This is a genomic window from Methanohalobium sp. (assembly GCF_046546175.1).
In the GTDB taxonomy this organism is placed as follows: domain Archaea; phylum Halobacteriota; class Methanosarcinia; order Methanosarcinales; family Methanosarcinaceae; genus Methanohalobium.
On the sequence record NZ_JBKGYF010000001.1, the window covers coordinates 1 to 16635 of the forward strand.

Annotated in this window: 17 protein-coding genes and 1 tRNA gene; 9 read left to right on the forward strand and 9 right to left on the reverse strand. The window is 37.6% G+C overall.

Features of this window, described 5'->3' with window-relative positions; all coding sequences use genetic code 11:
- Positions 1-340 precede the first annotated feature (340 nt).
- Positions 341-946, forward strand: a complete 606-nt coding sequence (locus ACLFMM_RS00005; RefSeq protein ID WP_410806709.1) for a DUF99 family protein — start codon at positions 341-343, stop codon at positions 944-946.
- Positions 947-948: 2 nt separating this feature from the next.
- Here ACLFMM_RS00005 and glmM read toward each other — a convergent pair whose 3' ends face one another.
- Positions 949-2298, reverse strand: a complete 1350-nt coding sequence (gene glmM, locus ACLFMM_RS00010; protein WP_410806662.1) for a phosphoglucosamine mutase — start codon at positions 2296-2298, stop codon at positions 949-951.
- A gap of 146 nt (positions 2299-2444) precedes the next feature.
- Here glmM and ACLFMM_RS00015 point away from each other — a divergent pair, with 146 nt between their 5' ends.
- On the forward strand, positions 2445-2834 hold the full coding sequence (locus ACLFMM_RS00015; protein WP_410806663.1) for a GNAT family N-acetyltransferase: 390 nt from the start codon (positions 2445-2447) through the stop codon (positions 2832-2834).
- A 222-nt stretch (positions 2835-3056) separates the two neighbouring features.
- Here the strand turns inward: ACLFMM_RS00015 and ACLFMM_RS00020 are convergent, their stop codons facing one another.
- On the reverse strand, positions 3057-3374 hold the full coding sequence (locus ACLFMM_RS00020) for a PGF-pre-PGF domain-containing protein (protein WP_410806664.1): 318 nt from the start codon (positions 3372-3374) through the stop codon (positions 3057-3059).
- Between the two features lie 441 nt (positions 3375-3815).
- On the opposite strand from ACLFMM_RS00020, the gene ACLFMM_RS00025 reads away from it, so the two are divergent.
- Together ACLFMM_RS00025 and ACLFMM_RS00030 are read left to right on the forward strand one after the other, a co-directional pair.
- Entirely contained in the window at positions 3816-4574 is a 759-nt protein-coding gene (locus ACLFMM_RS00025; protein ID WP_410806665.1) for a DUF166 domain-containing protein, read from the forward strand.
- A complete protein-coding gene (locus ACLFMM_RS00030) occupies positions 4564-4935 on the forward strand; it encodes a DUF5830 family protein (protein WP_410806666.1) in 372 nt (123 codons plus the stop codon). The genes ACLFMM_RS00025 and ACLFMM_RS00030 overlap by 11 nt, the downstream gene beginning before the upstream one ends.
- Positions 4936-4945: 10 nt before the next feature.
- Here ACLFMM_RS00030 and ACLFMM_RS00035 read toward each other — a convergent pair whose 3' ends face one another.
- Positions 4946-5365, reverse strand: coding sequence for a nucleoside 2-deoxyribosyltransferase (locus ACLFMM_RS00035; RefSeq protein ID WP_410806667.1), 420 nt, complete (start codon positions 5363-5365; stop codon positions 4946-4948).
- Positions 5366-5520: 155 nt separating this feature from the next.
- Here ACLFMM_RS00035 and ACLFMM_RS00040 point away from each other — a divergent pair, with 155 nt between their 5' ends.
- Positions 5521-6975 (forward strand): dihydrolipoyl dehydrogenase, encoded by a 1455-nt coding sequence (locus ACLFMM_RS00040; protein ID WP_410806668.1) that lies wholly within the window; start codon positions 5521-5523, stop codon positions 6973-6975.
- 687 nt (positions 6976-7662) lie between these two features.
- Entirely contained in the window at positions 7663-9591 is a 1929-nt protein-coding gene (locus ACLFMM_RS00045) for a hydantoinase/oxoprolinase N-terminal domain-containing protein (protein WP_410806669.1), read from the forward strand.
- 23 nt (positions 9592-9614) lie between these two features.
- Here ACLFMM_RS00045 and ACLFMM_RS00050 read toward each other — a convergent pair whose 3' ends face one another.
- The 6 genes from ACLFMM_RS00050 to ACLFMM_RS00075 form a co-directional block, all read right to left on the reverse strand.
- The gene (locus ACLFMM_RS00050) at positions 9615-10751 is read right to left on the reverse strand and encodes a DegT/DnrJ/EryC1/StrS family aminotransferase (RefSeq protein WP_410806670.1); all 1137 of its coding nucleotides are present in this window, start codon (positions 10749-10751) and stop codon (positions 9615-9617) included.
- Between the two features lie 151 nt (positions 10752-10902).
- Positions 10903-12126, reverse strand: coding sequence for a glucoamylase (locus tag ACLFMM_RS00055; RefSeq protein ID WP_410806710.1), 1224 nt, complete (start codon positions 12124-12126; stop codon positions 10903-10905).
- Positions 12127-12140: 14 nt separating this feature from the next.
- Positions 12141-12677: a hypothetical protein gene (locus tag ACLFMM_RS00060; RefSeq protein WP_410806671.1), complete on the reverse strand. Its 537-nt coding sequence runs from the start codon at positions 12675-12677 to the stop codon at positions 12141-12143.
- A 47-nt stretch (positions 12678-12724) separates the two neighbouring features.
- Positions 12725-13543, reverse strand: a complete 819-nt coding sequence (gene mpgP, locus ACLFMM_RS00065) for a mannosyl-3-phosphoglycerate phosphatase (protein WP_410806672.1) — start codon at positions 13541-13543, stop codon at positions 12725-12727.
- 17 nt (positions 13544-13560) lie between these two features.
- A complete protein-coding gene (locus ACLFMM_RS00070; RefSeq protein WP_410806673.1) occupies positions 13561-14448 on the reverse strand; it encodes a mechanosensitive ion channel family protein in 888 nt (295 codons plus the stop codon).
- A gap of 200 nt (positions 14449-14648) precedes the next feature.
- Positions 14649-14722, reverse strand: a tRNA-Thr gene (locus tag ACLFMM_RS00075).
- A gap of 83 nt (positions 14723-14805) precedes the next feature.
- Between ACLFMM_RS00075 and ACLFMM_RS00080 the strand changes: the two genes are divergently transcribed.
- The 3 genes from ACLFMM_RS00080 (at position 14806) to ACLFMM_RS00090 (ending at position 16559) form a co-directional block, all read left to right on the forward strand.
- Entirely contained in the window at positions 14806-15357 is a 552-nt protein-coding gene (locus ACLFMM_RS00080; RefSeq protein WP_410806711.1) for an aldolase, read from the forward strand.
- Positions 15358-15424: 67 nt separating this feature from the next.
- Complete coding sequence (locus ACLFMM_RS00085) at positions 15425-16033, forward strand: CDP-alcohol phosphatidyltransferase family protein (RefSeq protein ID WP_410806674.1); 609 nt, start codon at positions 15425-15427, stop codon at positions 16031-16033.
- Between the two features lie 82 nt (positions 16034-16115).
- Positions 16116-16559 (forward strand): archease, encoded by a 444-nt coding sequence (locus ACLFMM_RS00090; protein ID WP_410806675.1) that lies wholly within the window; start codon positions 16116-16118, stop codon positions 16557-16559.
- Positions 16560-16635 lie beyond the last annotated feature (76 nt).

The window sequence follows — 16635 nt, forward strand, 5'->3', positions numbered from 1 at the left end:
GAGAAAATATAATCGAATTAGAATGGGTGATATTATGAGCTAATTTGATAATCTCAGGTTATTAACGCAAGGATAATATCACAATTTTTATGTATTTAAATTGATATAGACTTACAAACTATATCTATAGAATAATAATTTAAGGCGGTTATATGAGTTCAGATGAAGTATCTCCTGGAACCATGAGAAATATAATGTGGGTTATGTTTTCGATGTGGATTATCACAATTATCGTTGGATTGTTAATATTCTAATGTTATGTATATCCACTCCCTTTTTGAATTTATTGAATATTAGATATATCTTTTTATAATTCAACCTTTAGTGCAGGAGTGGGAATATTTCAGATAAATCACCTGGATTTCATATAAAATCCGAAATAAGGGTTCTGGGTATAGATGATTCTGCACTTATATGTGACAGGATAATGATAATCGGGGCAGTATTTCGGGGAGGTGACTGGCTTGATGGTGTACTGCGATCTGAGATTACCCGGGATGGTATGGATGGTACGGAGACCATAATCAGAATGGTAACATCAAGCAAACATTTTGTACAGCTCAGGGTAATCATGCTTGATGGCATCACTTTCGGGGGTTTTAATCCGATTGACATTGTGAAAATCAATGAAGAAACAGGATTGCCTGTAATAGTAATAATGCGTAAATATCCTGTTTTTGAAAAGATAGAATCGGCACTTAAACATCTGCCAGACCCTGAGAAACGAATGGAAATAATTAAAAAGGCAGGGGAAATTGCCGAAGTAACTAATTATATCGACCACAGAGCCAGGCCGCTTTATATCCAGTGGGTGGGAATTGAAAAGGAAGATGCCCGCAGTATAGTACAATTGACATCTACAAGGAGCAATATTCCAGAGCCTATAAGGGTGGCGCACCTTATAGCTACAGGTGTAGTATTCGGGGAATCAAGGGGTAAAGCCTGAAATTATTTACAATCTTTTACCCAGCCAACACCATCTTTCATCAGGCTTTCTGCTCTGCTCATAGTCTTTGATTCGGCAAATATCCTGATAATCGGTTCGGTACCAGATGGTCTTACAAGAACCCATCCGTCATCAAACCAGACTTTGACCCCATCAATAGTATCAATTTGAACGCCTGTATAGTCCTCATGTACTTTATTTTTGATACATTCCATGGTATGTTCCAGGTTCTTGCATGGAACCTTTGTTTTGGAATTGTAATATACAGGCACTCCTTCAGCAAGCCATGATAGTGACGCACCGGATGCCATAATCTCCAGTAGTTTTGCACATGACATAGCACCGTCTCTACAGTACTGGTGTTCAGGGAATATAAGACCACCGTTACCTTCTCCGCCAAAAACAGCGTTTGTTTCCATCATTTTCCGGGCTACATTGATAGAGCCTACAGCGGTCCATATCAGTTCAACACCTGCCTCCTTTGCAATATCAGCCATGCGCTGGGAGGAACTCACTGGTGTGACTACCGGTCCTTTCCTTTGGCTCAATATATTTTTAGCCATTAGTGAAAGCAGTACCTCTTCGTCCACAAAATTTCCGTTTTCATCTATAAACACAGCACGGTCTGCATCACCGTCCTGTGCAACGCCTATGTCTGCTCTACTTAGCCGTATAATCTCTGAAAGTTCCTTCAATACCCCAGGGGTTGGTTCAGGATTTCTCCATGGGAATGTTCCATCAATCTGGGCGTTGATTGTAATCACTTCACAACCCAGTTTTCTGAGTAAAAACGGTAAGGTAAGGGAACCAGCTCCGCACCCAGTATCTACAACAACTTTGAAGTTCTGATTTCGAATTTTTTCTGCATCTATGGATTCAATGATACCATGTACATAATGATCATTTACATTATAATCCGACTGTAAATTACCAGTGTTCTCCCACCCAGCAGAAACATATTGTTTTGTGTAGTAGGTATTTTCCACCTTTTGTTCTCCTTCCCTAGAAAATTCTGTTCCGTCACCATCTATCAGTTTGATTCCATTGTATTCCCGCGGATTATGAGAAGCAGTGATTATTATTCCTGCATCCGCTTTATAATTGCGGATATAATACTGAATCGATGGAGTTGGTACCATATCGACATCGATAACCGATAACCCGGAAGAAAGAGCACCTGATATTGCAGCGTGTTTTAACATATTTCCTGAAATCCGGGTATCTCTTCCTATAATCACTTTTCCGCTGTTATTCAAATAGGTACCAAGGCTTTTAGCAATATCAACAGCCAGTTCGGGTGTAATATAATCGTTGGCAATACCCCTTACTCCATTAGTTCCAAATAATCCCATTTAATTCCACCACTATTTTACAATTTGTTCGTGTATCAGAGCAATACATTTATAACATATTTAGGTTTATGGATATTTTTGTACTAACCCTTAAATCAATATTTGATATAAATATTATTGAGAACATACTGTTAACCAGACCCTGCATGAATCCAAATATAACAATACGAAGGGCTACTAACAAAGATTTGTTATCTGTCTATTTGCTCTTATCCAATTGTCTGCTTGAAATGTATGATTTACCTGCAGAGAATTTCATTGTTGCTGAGATTGCTTATAAAAATAAAATAGTGGGTACAGCTGTAGAAATAAACCGCAACTATCCCGAAATACATACAGTCGCAGTTCATCCAAGCTACCGCTCAAAAGGTATAGGCTCAAAACTTGTTAATTATTTACTGGAAAGGCAGCCTGATTGGAGAGAATATATTTATGTGCAGACTGTTACGCCTGAATTTTTTGGAAAACTTGGATTTTTGAAACTGGATGATGTGTACCACAAAGGCTATGTGTCCATGTTTTATTCTTTAAAATAATATTATAGAGGGTTTGACCCCTCCTTTTTAATTTATCTCCTGTGCAATAGGAAAGCCACAGCTGTTATACCAGCGATTCCAAGTATACCTGCAAAACTAGGAGTTTCTTCAGGTTGTGGAGATTTACAGGTGTTTTCTTTGGTATCATTTTTTTCTTCGGATTCTGACCTGACACTGGGGTCAGATTCTATAGTAGTTTCTTAACACTGTTTTGATTTTCATCTACACAGATGTTTCATTGGTTGACCATTTACCATCAACGTATCTATCGAGGACAATATCTTCAGCTTCTTCGTTGTTATTCTGAAGCCATTGGCGGTTGATATTGAATTTAACATCTACGCTTTCAATGTTTTCATCTTCTATATCCTTTAATTCGATGTTCAGATATTTATAAAGAGTACCCTTCGCCTCTTTTTCCGTGCTGTCAGGTCTGGAATCCAGTTCTATGATGGTAATGGCAGCGTTATTGACTTCATCATGGGTATTAATCTCTACTTTTGTACTCCATTTTATAACCCTCCTAGAAAAGGTGACCACTGGAGTTTTCCAGCGGTAAGAATTTTAACCAATTATTTTTCCAGGTTTTCTACTACTTCAGACGTTGAATGGACAGGTATTACAGATGTTTCATGGGTTGTACTGGAGTCACAGATATATACCCAGTACCCGTCAAACCTGTACATAGTATTTCCATCGCCCAATTCCTTTTGGAATTAACCACTTACATTGTTAGATGGTGATTTATCTGGTAATTCTTTCAATATGTCTGGATACCCTCTCTCATACAAAGACTTGAGTTGAAATCTGTGTATTCTTACTTTATTTTTGTTGTAACTAACAGATATTCTTTTTATCTGATGTTACTTATGTAACAATTTTACGTAAGTAAATTACTTAATATTTTTATAAAATTCAGTATAAAAAATAGGAAATATAGGTGAAAAGCGATTAATATATTGAAACAAAATAGGTAAGCAGATGAAAATCAGTGTATTTTACACAGGAACATTTGGTGAGAAGGTAATCGGCAATCTTATCAATACTACAAATTTTTGCACCTCATGTGGTGAGTTTCTATGTGACCACTGCAGGAGTGTACGCAAGGGCATATCCCATATGATAGTGGAAACCCATGAATTCCCGGAAGATTTGCCAGAGTTTATAGATGACCCGACAGAGTACATACCTGAAAAATTATCAGATACTGATCTCATCTTAGCTATAGACCTGCACCCCGATTTGCTGACCATTCTTCCGGAGATTACCAGAAGAACAAAAGCATCAGCTGTTATTTCTCCTGTTGAAAGACCCCAGCTTGCTCCACCGGGACTTGTTGAACAGGTGAAAAAGGAACTGGAAGAATTAGGAGTGGAAGCAGAATTCCCAAAACCCTTTTGTTCGCTTAAAAAAACCGGTAAACCTGTAATCGACCAGTTTGTGGATTTGGGTTTTGGGAGACCACTGTTAAAGGTTGAATTGAATACAAACAAGGACACATTCAGGTTTGTGCGGGTAATGAGGGACGCACCATGTGGTTCAACATGGTTTGTAGCCAAGCAGCTTACTGGTACAGATGTAAAAGATTACAAGGAGACAGTTTCCAGTGCACATCATGCCTATCCATGTACTGCAAGTATGGAAAGAGATGTAGAACTGGGTGATACTATCCTCCATGAAGCGGGATTCATTATACGAAAAAGTGTAGAAGAAGGGATGTCAGGAAACAATGAGCAATAACATAACTGATAAAGGGCTTGAAATCATTGCGGCAATGGATGTCGATGAACTATCTCCGATTGAACTCAGGGATATCCTCTATCATACAGTTGCGAAAAATTACGAAACCGTTGATGAGATATTAAAATCAGCCAGAGATATGGGGCTGGTTGAAAGAAGGGATGAAGTATATATTATGACTCATGAGGCATCCTCTCTGGAATTTGAAAAACCCCGAATAATAAAACAGGAAGATAAAGGGAGATGCAAACTTTGCGGCAGGTCATTGAATACCAGTTATTATATTGAATTTAAGTCGGACACAATAGGTCCCTACGGGTCAACTTGTGTCAGAAAAATACACATGAATTACATTGATTGACCACTCAGGTTTATTGTTCAAGTATCTCCAGAACTCCGGGAATGTCAAATGCAATGGCATCAGCAGACTGGTCTATCATAAGGTTAATCATACCTTCTGAACCAAGTGTTCTGAAATCGGTTCTAAGACCAAATATTGATTTTCCTTTAGCATAAGCATATCCGATTTCCCAGGATGTACCTGAATCCACATCTGCACCATCGAGGACTGCAATTATTATGTCCGAATCATCGATAATTTCAACGTTTTTCTGGAATATGTAATTCTGTTTGTGTTCATGGCGCATATGAACATTATCTTCTGAATTTTCCTGCGGTAGATATACTGCAAATCCTTTTTTCTCAATAGCCTCTTTTAATTTTGTATTAAAATCAAGTTCACCCTCTGAAAACAGAGGTCCTGCAATGTATACTTTTTTACTGGTGTCCAATTATATTCACCTATTTGGATTTTGATTAGTATTTTAACTCTAATCGGATTAAAATTTAAAGTAATTGATTTTTTTGGCTAATATTTTTAAAATGGTGTAATGTAATAAATATTTAATAACAGGATATTCTAAATCTTTTGAACAGGGGTTTGTGAATGAAAAAATACGACCTGATTATACTAGGTACAGGTTCAGGAATGAATTTTGTAAACGAATTAATCGACAGAAAACCAGATATTAATATTGCAGTTATTGATAAGGATGCACCTGGTGGTATATGCCTTACCAGGGGATGTATACCCTCCAAATTGCTACTCTATCCCGCCGAACTTATCAGAGATATTGAATCAGCCGGTGAGTTCGGGATTAATGTAGATATACAAAATATCGATTTCAAAAAGGTCATGGACAGCATGAGGGACAAAATATCATCAGATATTGAGATGATAAGACAGGGTTTATCCGAAAGTAAAAATGTGGATTACTATCCAGAAGTTGCAGAATTTATAGAACCCTATAAACTGAAGGTAGGTAATGAAACCATATCTTCGGATATGATATTTATCTGTACAGGTTCTAAGCCTATTATCCCACCTGTTAAAGGTCTGTATGAGGTTGGTTATCTTACAAGTGACACAGTACTTGATATGGATACACTTCCGGAAAATCTGGCAGTTATTGGAGGGGGATATATCGCTGCAGAATACGGACATTTCTTCTCGGCGATGGGTTCCAGTGTGACATTGATCGGACGCAACCCTCAGTTTATACCTCAAGAAGAACCAGAAATATCGGCACTTTCTCAGAGGAAGATGTCGGACTATATGAAAATACATACCAACCATGAAGCTGTTGAAGTTCAAAAGGAAGGCAACAAAAAGAAATTGGTTTTTAAAGACCGAAGCAGTGGAACTCATAAAGAAGTAGTCGTGGATGAAATACTGGTTGCTACAGGGAGGGGTCCAAATTCAGATATACTGCGCCCTGATAAAGGAGGCATAAAAACCGATAATAAAGGATGGATAGAAGTAGATAACCACCTTGAGACATCCATGTCCAATGTCTGGGCGTTAGGGGATGCAAACGGTAAATATCTTTTCAAACACGTTGCCAATTACGAATCTGGTATTGTTTTCCAGAATGCTGTTTTAAAACGTGATATAGAAGTTGATTATCATGCCGTACCACACGCAGTTTTCTCCTATCCTGAAATTGCCGGTGTAGGAATCAGGGAAAAAGATGCTATTGATACGTATGGTGAAGACAACATACTCATAGGTTTTTACAGTTATGAAGAAACTGCCAAGGGACAGGCGATGAATGCAGAGGATTATTTTGTAAAAATCATCATGGAGCAAAATTCAGAAAAAATCCTTGGTGCACATATCATAGGCCCCCATGCATCGATACTGATCCACCAGGTAATACCTTTGATGTATACACCAGATCAGAGTCCTGCACCTATCATGAATAGTATGACAATTCATCCATCCCTTAGTGAAGTCGTTACCCATGCTTTTTATTTTGCGATGCCGGTATATCATTATCACCACATACTTGGGCACATGGGGCAGGATAATTATACAGGTTACAGTAACAATAACAGTTAAAAAACAGAAGGGGTTTAACTTCTTTAAATCCTTTTATTTCAGGAAATGGGTCAGAATATGATGCTAAATATTGATTCTATCAATGTATTTCCCAACCCCAATATAAATACATAGGTAACAATAAGCTCTTTTTTCATAACCTTTTTGACCATTACAAATCCCGGGAACGATAATTCAGCTACATACCATATTCAAAGATACTATATTTGCCTTTAAGATAAATAAATCCAATGGCAAATATGACCAGCAATAAAATAGTAACGACTTTCAGACTATCATATATTCAGAAATGGAGGATATCAGCAGCATTCCCGTTTACTCCGGTTGCTGAGGCGATGTGATCTGCCATAATTTCAAGGACCATCATCCTTGTCCCTCGTTTTTGATTTTTTTATTACGAATTAAAATCGGTTTTAGTATATTTCAAATTTTATTGAAATAAGTATTTATATGTTATTTCCGCACTCCTAAATTTACATAAAATGATGTAAACTTAGGTGAGAAAGTATCATCTTTCTCGTTTAATTCGTTTGCATATTTATTTCCCATATTGGGATTTGGGATATTAATTTTGGAAGGTTAATATAAATATGGAAACACGATATATTTATGATAAGTTGTCTTAGTTCACATTGGCTAGAAATAAGAAAGACATACATTGACTGTATGTTTTAAGGGGCTTTAAATATGAAATACAGTCTTGGAATTGATGCTGGAGGGACATATACCGATGCAGTTTTGATGAGAAATAATGATGGAGTCATTGTAAACTTTAACAAGTCACTGACGACTTACCCAGACCTTATCGAGGGTGTAAAAAATGCAATCTATGGACTGGACCAATCCTATTTAAAGGATATATATATTGTTTCTGTATCTACCACACTGGCTACAAATACTGTGCTTGAAAGGACTGGGTATCCGGTAGGTCTGATACTAGTAGGTAAATATGAGGTACCTGAAGATTTGGATGTGGAATATTATGTTGTAGTAAACGGGGGTCATACTACAAGAGGAGATGAGTATTCTGAACTGGACGAAAAAAAGGTTGCAGATTTTGTAAAAAGGGTAAAGGACAATGTTTCAGCATTTGCAGTATCATCATATTTTAGTGTAAGAAATCCAGACCATGAATTGCGGATAAAGCAAATCATACGGGACCTAACAGATTATCCGGTCGTATGCGGCCATGAACTGTCCCAGGACCTCGGAGTTTATGAGAGAGGAGTTACCGCATATTTGAATGCTCAATTATTACCTATTACTACCAGATTCATACAGTCCGTCAGGTTCGAAACCGAGAGAAGATTTATAAATGCAAAAATGCGGATGTTAAAATGTGATGGTTCTATAGTTGGAATTAAAGAGGCACTTGAGAAACCAATAGAATTGATATTCTCAGGTCCCTCAGCCAGTCTCATGGGAGCATCATACCTGACTAACCTTGATAGCTGTGCAGTTATAGATATTGGTGGTACGAGTACAGATGTATCCCTTATGGAAAACGGACTTCCGGAACTAACAGAAACCGGTGCATTGGTTGGTGGCTGGCAGACCAAGGTCAGAGCACTTCGTATGGAAACCTCTGCTATGGGTGGAGATAGTCATGTCTGGGTAAAGAATCAGAAAATTCATATCGGTCCAAGAAGAGTAATCCCATTGTGTGTAGCTGCAGAAAAATATCCAGGTTTGGTGGATAAATTAAAAAAAGAGCGGATACCCTCCAATAAACAGTTAACCGAAAATATCCAGCCTACTATATTTTATATTAAAACAGAAGAAGAGCCTATACATCTTACTGAACCTGAGAGCATAATACTTGAAAAAATTAAAAACAACGAGCCTGCTTCCATTAATGACATTCTCCAGGAAACATCTACACCTGATATATTTTTAAACTCATTGACTCAAAAACGTCTAATTCAGGCGATTGGATTTACCCCTACTGATGCTCTTCATATACTTGGAGATTATGAAAGATGGAACATTAATGCAGCACATATAGGTGCAACTCTTCTGTCCCGAGTTGCAAACACACTCAACTATAAATTCTGCAGGTCTGTTAAAGACAAAGTAACACATACACTTGCTCTGAATGTCATATCATTTATCTTTAAAAATGTGCAAAAATCAGAAATCGATAAAATTCTTCATAATACTAATCTATCAAAATTCAAACTTCTTGTACCACTGGTTTTAATAGGAGCATCTGCAAGAGTTTATCAGAGCGATTTAAACAGTTTAATAGATGCTGATATCAGAGTACCAGAATTTGCAGAAGTTGGGAATGCTGTAGGAGCGGTAGCTGGTAAAGGCATCAAAAGAGTTTATATCCTCCTTAAATCCGTTTATAATTATGAAAATGATGAGGTAAGAACTATAGTCTTTTCACCAGGCAGAAGGGATGAATTTTCTGATTACGATGATGCGCTCGATTTTGCAAGAAAAATTGGTCATGAATTAATATTTAATTATATGGATGATGCAGGATTGGATAAAAGTGGGGTTAAGATTGATATGAAACGGGAAGATATCACCATGGATGGTAGTGATAGGACACCTATTGAAACAAGCCTTGTTTTTGTGGGTGTATGGGATATTGAACATAAAAAATAATGAAAATGGGGTGTACTGGCATCTTATTTGACAGTATCCATCCTTATCTTCTGAATACTTGAGCATACTTTGCCTGCGATATTGGATGACATCTGTGACCATATAGGCAGGCTCAATACATTTTCTGATAATTCATCTGTTACCGGGAGGTCGATACTTGATTGTACATGTTCTGAATATGCCTTTAGCCTGTGTACCGGTGGATAATAATGTTTTCTGGTTTCGATATTAAATTCTGATAATTTTTCAGCCAATTCATCTCTTGTCATACCGAACTCATCAGTATTGATTGAAATAGCAAATTCGTTGTACGCGCTTCTTGAATGGGTTGTTGTTTCCTGGAATGAAATGCCAGGTACGTTTTTCAAGACATTTCTATATTTAGTAACTACACCATTACGCGACCTGATACCTTCTTCAATATTTTGCAGGGAGTACCTGACGAGTATGGCATTAAACTCGGACATTCTTGCATTAAATGCCGGGAACTGGGAACCCAGTTCGACTTCATCGCCATAATTTCTGCCGGTTAACAGGTAATCCTTCAATTCCTCATCGTTTGTGGTAACTATACCGCCTTCCCCCGGAGAACTAGAAGTTGACGAATTCAAACTGAATATTTCAGCGTTTCCGAAGTTTCCTATATATTTGTTGTGATATTTTGATCCAAAGGCATGTGCAGCATCAAAATACAGTTTGAGATTGTTATCATCTGCTATCTGCTGCAGTTTTTCAATGTCACACGGATTTCCAAAGATATGTGCACCACAGATTGCGGATGTATTTTCTGTTATGTTATCTTCAACTTTTTCAGGGTCGATGGTCCAGGTTTCAGGGTCTATATCTACAAATTTCAGTTTCAATCCGTTCCATAACACAGCATCTGCTGCAGAATGGAAATTAAACCCAGGTAAGATGATTTCTCCGCTCAAACCCAGACTTTTGATTGTTAACATCATCCCGGCAGTGGAACTTGATACTGCCACAGCGTGTTCTACCCCAAGATAGTCAGCAACAGCTTTTTCCAGCTCTTCTACATTTCTTGCATTGGTTGTTCTGCCGCTTTCCAGTATGTCAGATATTTCGGGTGCTATAGTTTCAAAATCAGGTACTAGTGATTTAGTAATCGGTATTGATTTGTAATAGATTTCTGCTGACATGGTATCACCTGTTAGATTTTTGCTTTAAAAACTTAATGTATTACCATATATTTCTGTGATTGAAAAATCTTGTTTTAGTTTAACAATAGGATATGCCTGACAACATTTTACATAAATTAAGAAAAAAATAAAGAAGTCCTTTGTATATTAATTACTGGAATTTATCCATATAGTTATTGTATGCTCTGATATATTCAGCATGAGGCCAGATAAGTGGGATTGTAATGTATGCTAATCCATCCTGCCATTTGGGATGATTGCGGGTTTGTTCTATCATTTTTATTTTGCTGTCCCTCAGGATATTGGCGTTGGTATAGTCTTCAACCCAGAGTTCAAAACGCTGAATTGTGGATATATGTTCGGGCAACTGATAATCATGAGCCATATCCACTACCCATCCAAGATAATTTTCTGCCATGTCCTTTTCATTATTTTCTATATAATGATTTGCCAGTTCACAGGTGAAATGACACCAGGGTCCATAACCACCATTGTTCCGGTCCCAATGTCCAGGATAGCGGTTTAACCCACCTATTTCATCATCCCAGAGGTTCCTGTGGATTCGTTTAACAGTTGTCCGGGTTTTCATGTCATGGTCACTGATTAATTCAAAATAGGCTGGTGCATATTCGGCAGCATCAACATCAATGACACTAGAAGCAAAGGCATCGTATGCGATTGGTTCACTGTTTTTATCCTTTACACGAATACATTTTATAAATGAACGTCTTCTGGGGCTGTACATACGGGTCAGGATCGCATTTTTGACCTTCTCTGCCTCGTTTTTCCATTTGTCCAGTTCTTTTTCATCAGTACCAATAGCTTCACCCATTTCAACAGCTGCAAATATCCCTGCACAGCAGGCGGAGTTTGCATAGATTTCAAAACCGTGTTCATAGGCAGGATATTCATGGATGCTGTTTATTGTATGGATTAGATCCACTTCCTCGTTTTTGTTCATCAAAACAAATTCCACTGCTTTTCTGATGGTACTCCAGTGTTTTAACACAAAATCCCTGTCAGCCATCTCTTCAAAAAATGACCCTCCGGTTGCTTCAAAATATTTGCCCAATGTATAGAGCACCAGACCGGTTCCATCTATCTGTAAATCTTTGTAGCTGGCATCGTTTCCATCAATATCATATCTTTGTGAAAACTCTCCCAGCGGCTTTTGGGCATTAAGTATGAATTCCAGTCCCAATCTTGCCTGTTCCATTAAATCGGCGGAAATAGCACCAAGTATTGCTATCGAGTGGTCTCTTGGATAGATGAATGGGTACCTTGTTCCAGGTGGGCTTGCATAGAATCCTCCTTTTTCATGCTGGTTTTGTTTTAGTATTTCTATACTGTTTTCGTATAATCTGTGGGCTACCATCCGGTTCAAAAGACTCACTCCGTATCAGCGGGTTCAATTTTAAACACACAATAGGCTTTTTCAAGGTACTTATCAACTTTTTCTTTGGTTAAATCTGCCCTTTTTATCGCATATTCATTGTATGCGATGCAATCAGAACCCTTCATGGGTGACCTGCAACCAAGGCTGAATATTTTAAATCCTGCCATTTCACCTCTTCTTTTTATATAGCTATAATGCAGGATGCCTAATATATTCGATAATGCAGGATAATCCCATGGTTTGTCAGAATTATCCCTTTCCTTATCAGAGGCTTCGATTACTTTCTTAAATTGCACGGGCTGCTCTCCATAGATTTCAATATATTCTATCAATTCACCTCCAAAAGGGCAGATGGGTAAATAAAGTATATTATCATCTCTTGCCCCTTCAAATCCTGCACCCTCAATTTCAGCTAGGTCTTTGCCGATATCTTCAAGCCATCGTAAGGTTTTTTCAGGGCCATCAAGGTCCACCATTTTTACCACACCGGTTAGAAGCGCTTTGGGTAGCATATTCTCAAGTCTTATCATTATGTACTCTCCCCTACTTAATTGTATTAATTTGGTATTAAATATTGTTAATTCGTTTTATCAGATATCAAATTAATTATCGCCTGATTCCATCCTTCAGGTCCAATTCCTTCAATCTTATATATGTGGCTGTCAGTAATGGATTCGTCATGTTTGCCACCGGGTTTTTTAACTAGGTATGGTATATCTACAGATTGTAGCATTGGAAGGTCATTTAAACTATCTCCGAGACCAACAGTTTGCAGGTCACTGAATTGTTTGCGATAGATGTCTGACAAAATTTTTACTGCTTTTCCTTTGTCATTATCACCTATAAGGTGCCAGTACCTTCCCCCTCTGGTATAATTCAGACCATGGGATTTTATAATATCTATTATCCTGTCTGCTACTTTTTCTTCTTGTCCTATAACTTTAAATGCTTCGTCATATTCCCGCATCTTTGCAAGCCGTGAAGATTCAATATCCAATCCTGTATCCTTGCTTACACCTTCATCATCAAGGTCTCCAAAACCTATGATATCAACATCAACTAAACCCTTGATTTCTTCCAGAACCTGTCTTAATTTCGAATACCTTGTACCGAGTTCTATAACATTGTAATTTTCATGGATTGCTGTATAATCATAATCCACGTCAAAATATCCCTTCGGTATAAAAACAGCTCCCCCGTTTTCGGATATAAACGGGTGTAAAATATCCAGTTTTTTAACATAAACCTCTATTTCAGATCTTGTTTTGCTTGTGCAGAATATAAGTGGTATATCATGTTTTTTTAAAAGCTTGAGTGCAGGTATTGCAGGTTCATAGGAATATGTATCGTGGTCGATGAGCGTACCGTCTAGGTCTGTGAATATGATATATTTCATGTTTATTCCCTATATAATTATTCATTTTCCTGCATAATATCTTTTTTGTAAACAATGGTACGGTATGGGAACGGTATCTCGATTCCTTCTGCATCAAACCTTTTCTTTATGGCTTCTCTTATTTCGCATCCGGTGGTGTAAGCAATATTCCTGCTGATGATCCACACAAAAAGTCGTAAGTTCACAGCAAAATCACCACATTCGGTGACGTAAACTTCTATTCCTTCTCCTTTGCTGGTTTTAGGGTGGTATCTATTTAAGTCATCATATTTCATCACATTGGGATGTTTTTTTGCTTCTTCAATCATCAATGATTTGGCATAATCGATGTCGGAATCATAACTGATACCCATATCAATTGGCCAGATTACTCTGGTATCTTCAATCGTCCAGTTGATTATTGACTGGTCACTGATTATATGGTTTGGTATAATGAGTCTGCGGTTGTCCCATGTAGCCACAACCGTATGCCCGAGCGTGATATCAGATACCTCGCCGTATTCGTTATTTATGGTGACACGGTCTCCCACTCTGAACGGTCTATACGCTGCAAGAGAAATTCCTGCGATAACGTTTGATAAGGTACTCTGGGCTGCCATACCGACGACTATTCCTGCAAATCCTGCACCTGCAAAAAGGGCAAGGGAAATGTCTCGGAGAGTTGGTACACTCAAAATGATTATTACAAGACCTGCAAAATAGATTAAAGCAACACAGATACGTCGGACAAGATTATAGATGGTTTCATCAACATCTATTTTTTTACTTACAATATGAAAATAGGTTTTAAGTGCCCTGTCCACAACTTTTGCTATTATGTAACTTGCTATAATAACAGCAAATATGAATATAATACTTTGAAGGTTTTTCAACAACCAATCAGGGAAATAATTTTCTAGTACCATTTTTCTCCATGTTACAGATTATATAAATTATCAATTTTAGATTAACATAATTATTATTTATATTTTATAGGTTGTTTTATGTTGTTGCTCAATTAAGACACAGATAGAAGATAAAAATGAAATTCGAAATATTAATCAATTTATCTGGTTGATATTAAACCTTCATAAACAGGATAAGACGAAGCAAACTGCAAGAATAGAGCCCCGGGCGAGATTCGAACTCGCGACCTAGTGATTACAAATCACTCGCTCCTCCGGGCTGAGCTACCGAGGCATATATTTTTATTGAAGCGAACTATCATACAGACAATCATTACAGATAAATGTTATGGATGAATCGAAACAAACTTGAGAAATATGTGGCAGGAAATATCCCGAATAGGTAAGAAACTTGTAGAGCACGGGCTGGTGGAGTCTCATTTTGGAAACATCAGTGTCCGTGTCGGTAGCAAGATGCTGATTACAAGAAGCGGTTGTCCGCTGGATGAGGTAACAGAAAGTAATGTGGTAGAAATTGATGTTGATAATCCCTGCAGTATGGACATAATCGCATCATCTGAATCAATTGTTCATCGAGAGATCTACAAAAAAACATCCGCACTCGCAATAATCCATGCACACTGTATTTTTGCGGTTACACAATCATTGCTTGTTGATACAGGCTCAATAGTACCGGTTGACAGTGAGGGTAAATATTTTCTTGGTGAGATACCTGTTGTAAAAGGTGATATCGGTACCCAGGAACTTGCTTATAACACTGCGCAGGCACTTGGTAAGTTCAAAGGATTAATCGTCTACAGCCACGGAACCTTTGCAACAGGGAAAATTCTGGATGATGCCTATGTAACAACAACCCAGATAGAACATTCCTGTAAAATTAAATACTGGTATGATATGGCTAAAAAATAAACAATTGAATTTAAATATTTATTTTCAATAGTATCCAGCAATAACCAATTTGTATATGTGACTACTGATGACATCCGATTCACTGAGACCATTGGCTTCAAAGTTTATAGAACCAGTTGCAAGAGCGGCATCAAGTACAGGTTTGTCACCCAACACTGTATCATTTTTATCACTTATACTTGCGGTAATCGCAGGAGTATTCTTTTATTATTCCTATGCAAACCCGATATATGTATTGATAGCCGGATTGTTTGTGGCTTTTAATTCAATCCTTGACGCCATGGACGGAATTATGGCAAGATATATGCAAACCGATAGTTTAAAAGGGGATTTTCTGGACCATGTTATTGACCGGTATTCTGATATAGTTATAATCTGCAGTATATTTCTGGCAGGTCATATTCACTGGCAGATAGGGTTGGTTGCAATCATTGGAGTGTTATTGACAAGTTATCTTGGTACCCAGGCACAGGCGTTGGATATAGGCAGGTATTACGGCGGGATTATGGGCAGAGCAGACAGACTTGTTTTAATTATTGCCGGTTCACTGTTATATTTTGCGTATCCATCTCTTATCTATGGATTTTCATTACTTGGATGGGTGATTATGGTGATTGCTGTAGCAAGTCATATTACTGCTATTCAGAGAATATACCATATCTGGAAACAACTATGATTTGTTGTCAATTTATAAAAACGCCTGTTAGAAGTTAATTATCGGTTAATTTAATGTAGCACAATCATCAATCTTATATTATATGTCTCATCATGGCAATCAAAGGTATGAGTTTCTGGAACATACGGCAGATGCACAATTCAGGGCATATGGAAATACTCTGGAAGAGGCTTTTGAAAATGCAGCACTTGCAATGTTTAATGTAATGGTCAATACAGGTAATGTCTCTGATATAATATCAGAATCAATAGATATAGAGTCTCCAGATCTGGATACTTTACTGGTTGACTGGTTATCTGAATTATTGTATTTGTTTGATGTGAATCAGGTAGTTTATTCAAAATTTGATGTAGATTCGATTAAAAAACAGGGGAACAAGTACCTGTTATCAGCCCGGATTTTTGGGGAAATTTTGGACCTGGAAAAACATGAAGTTGATACTGAAGTAAAAGCAGTTACCTACAATCAATTGGAAGTCAAAGAAGGTCCCAATGGATGGACTTTACAGGTATTAGTGGATATCTAATCACGATCAATGAGGATATAGGTTATTATTGGATTTTGTCTGAATAACAATTTTTAATATTTCTGGGGCGGTACAA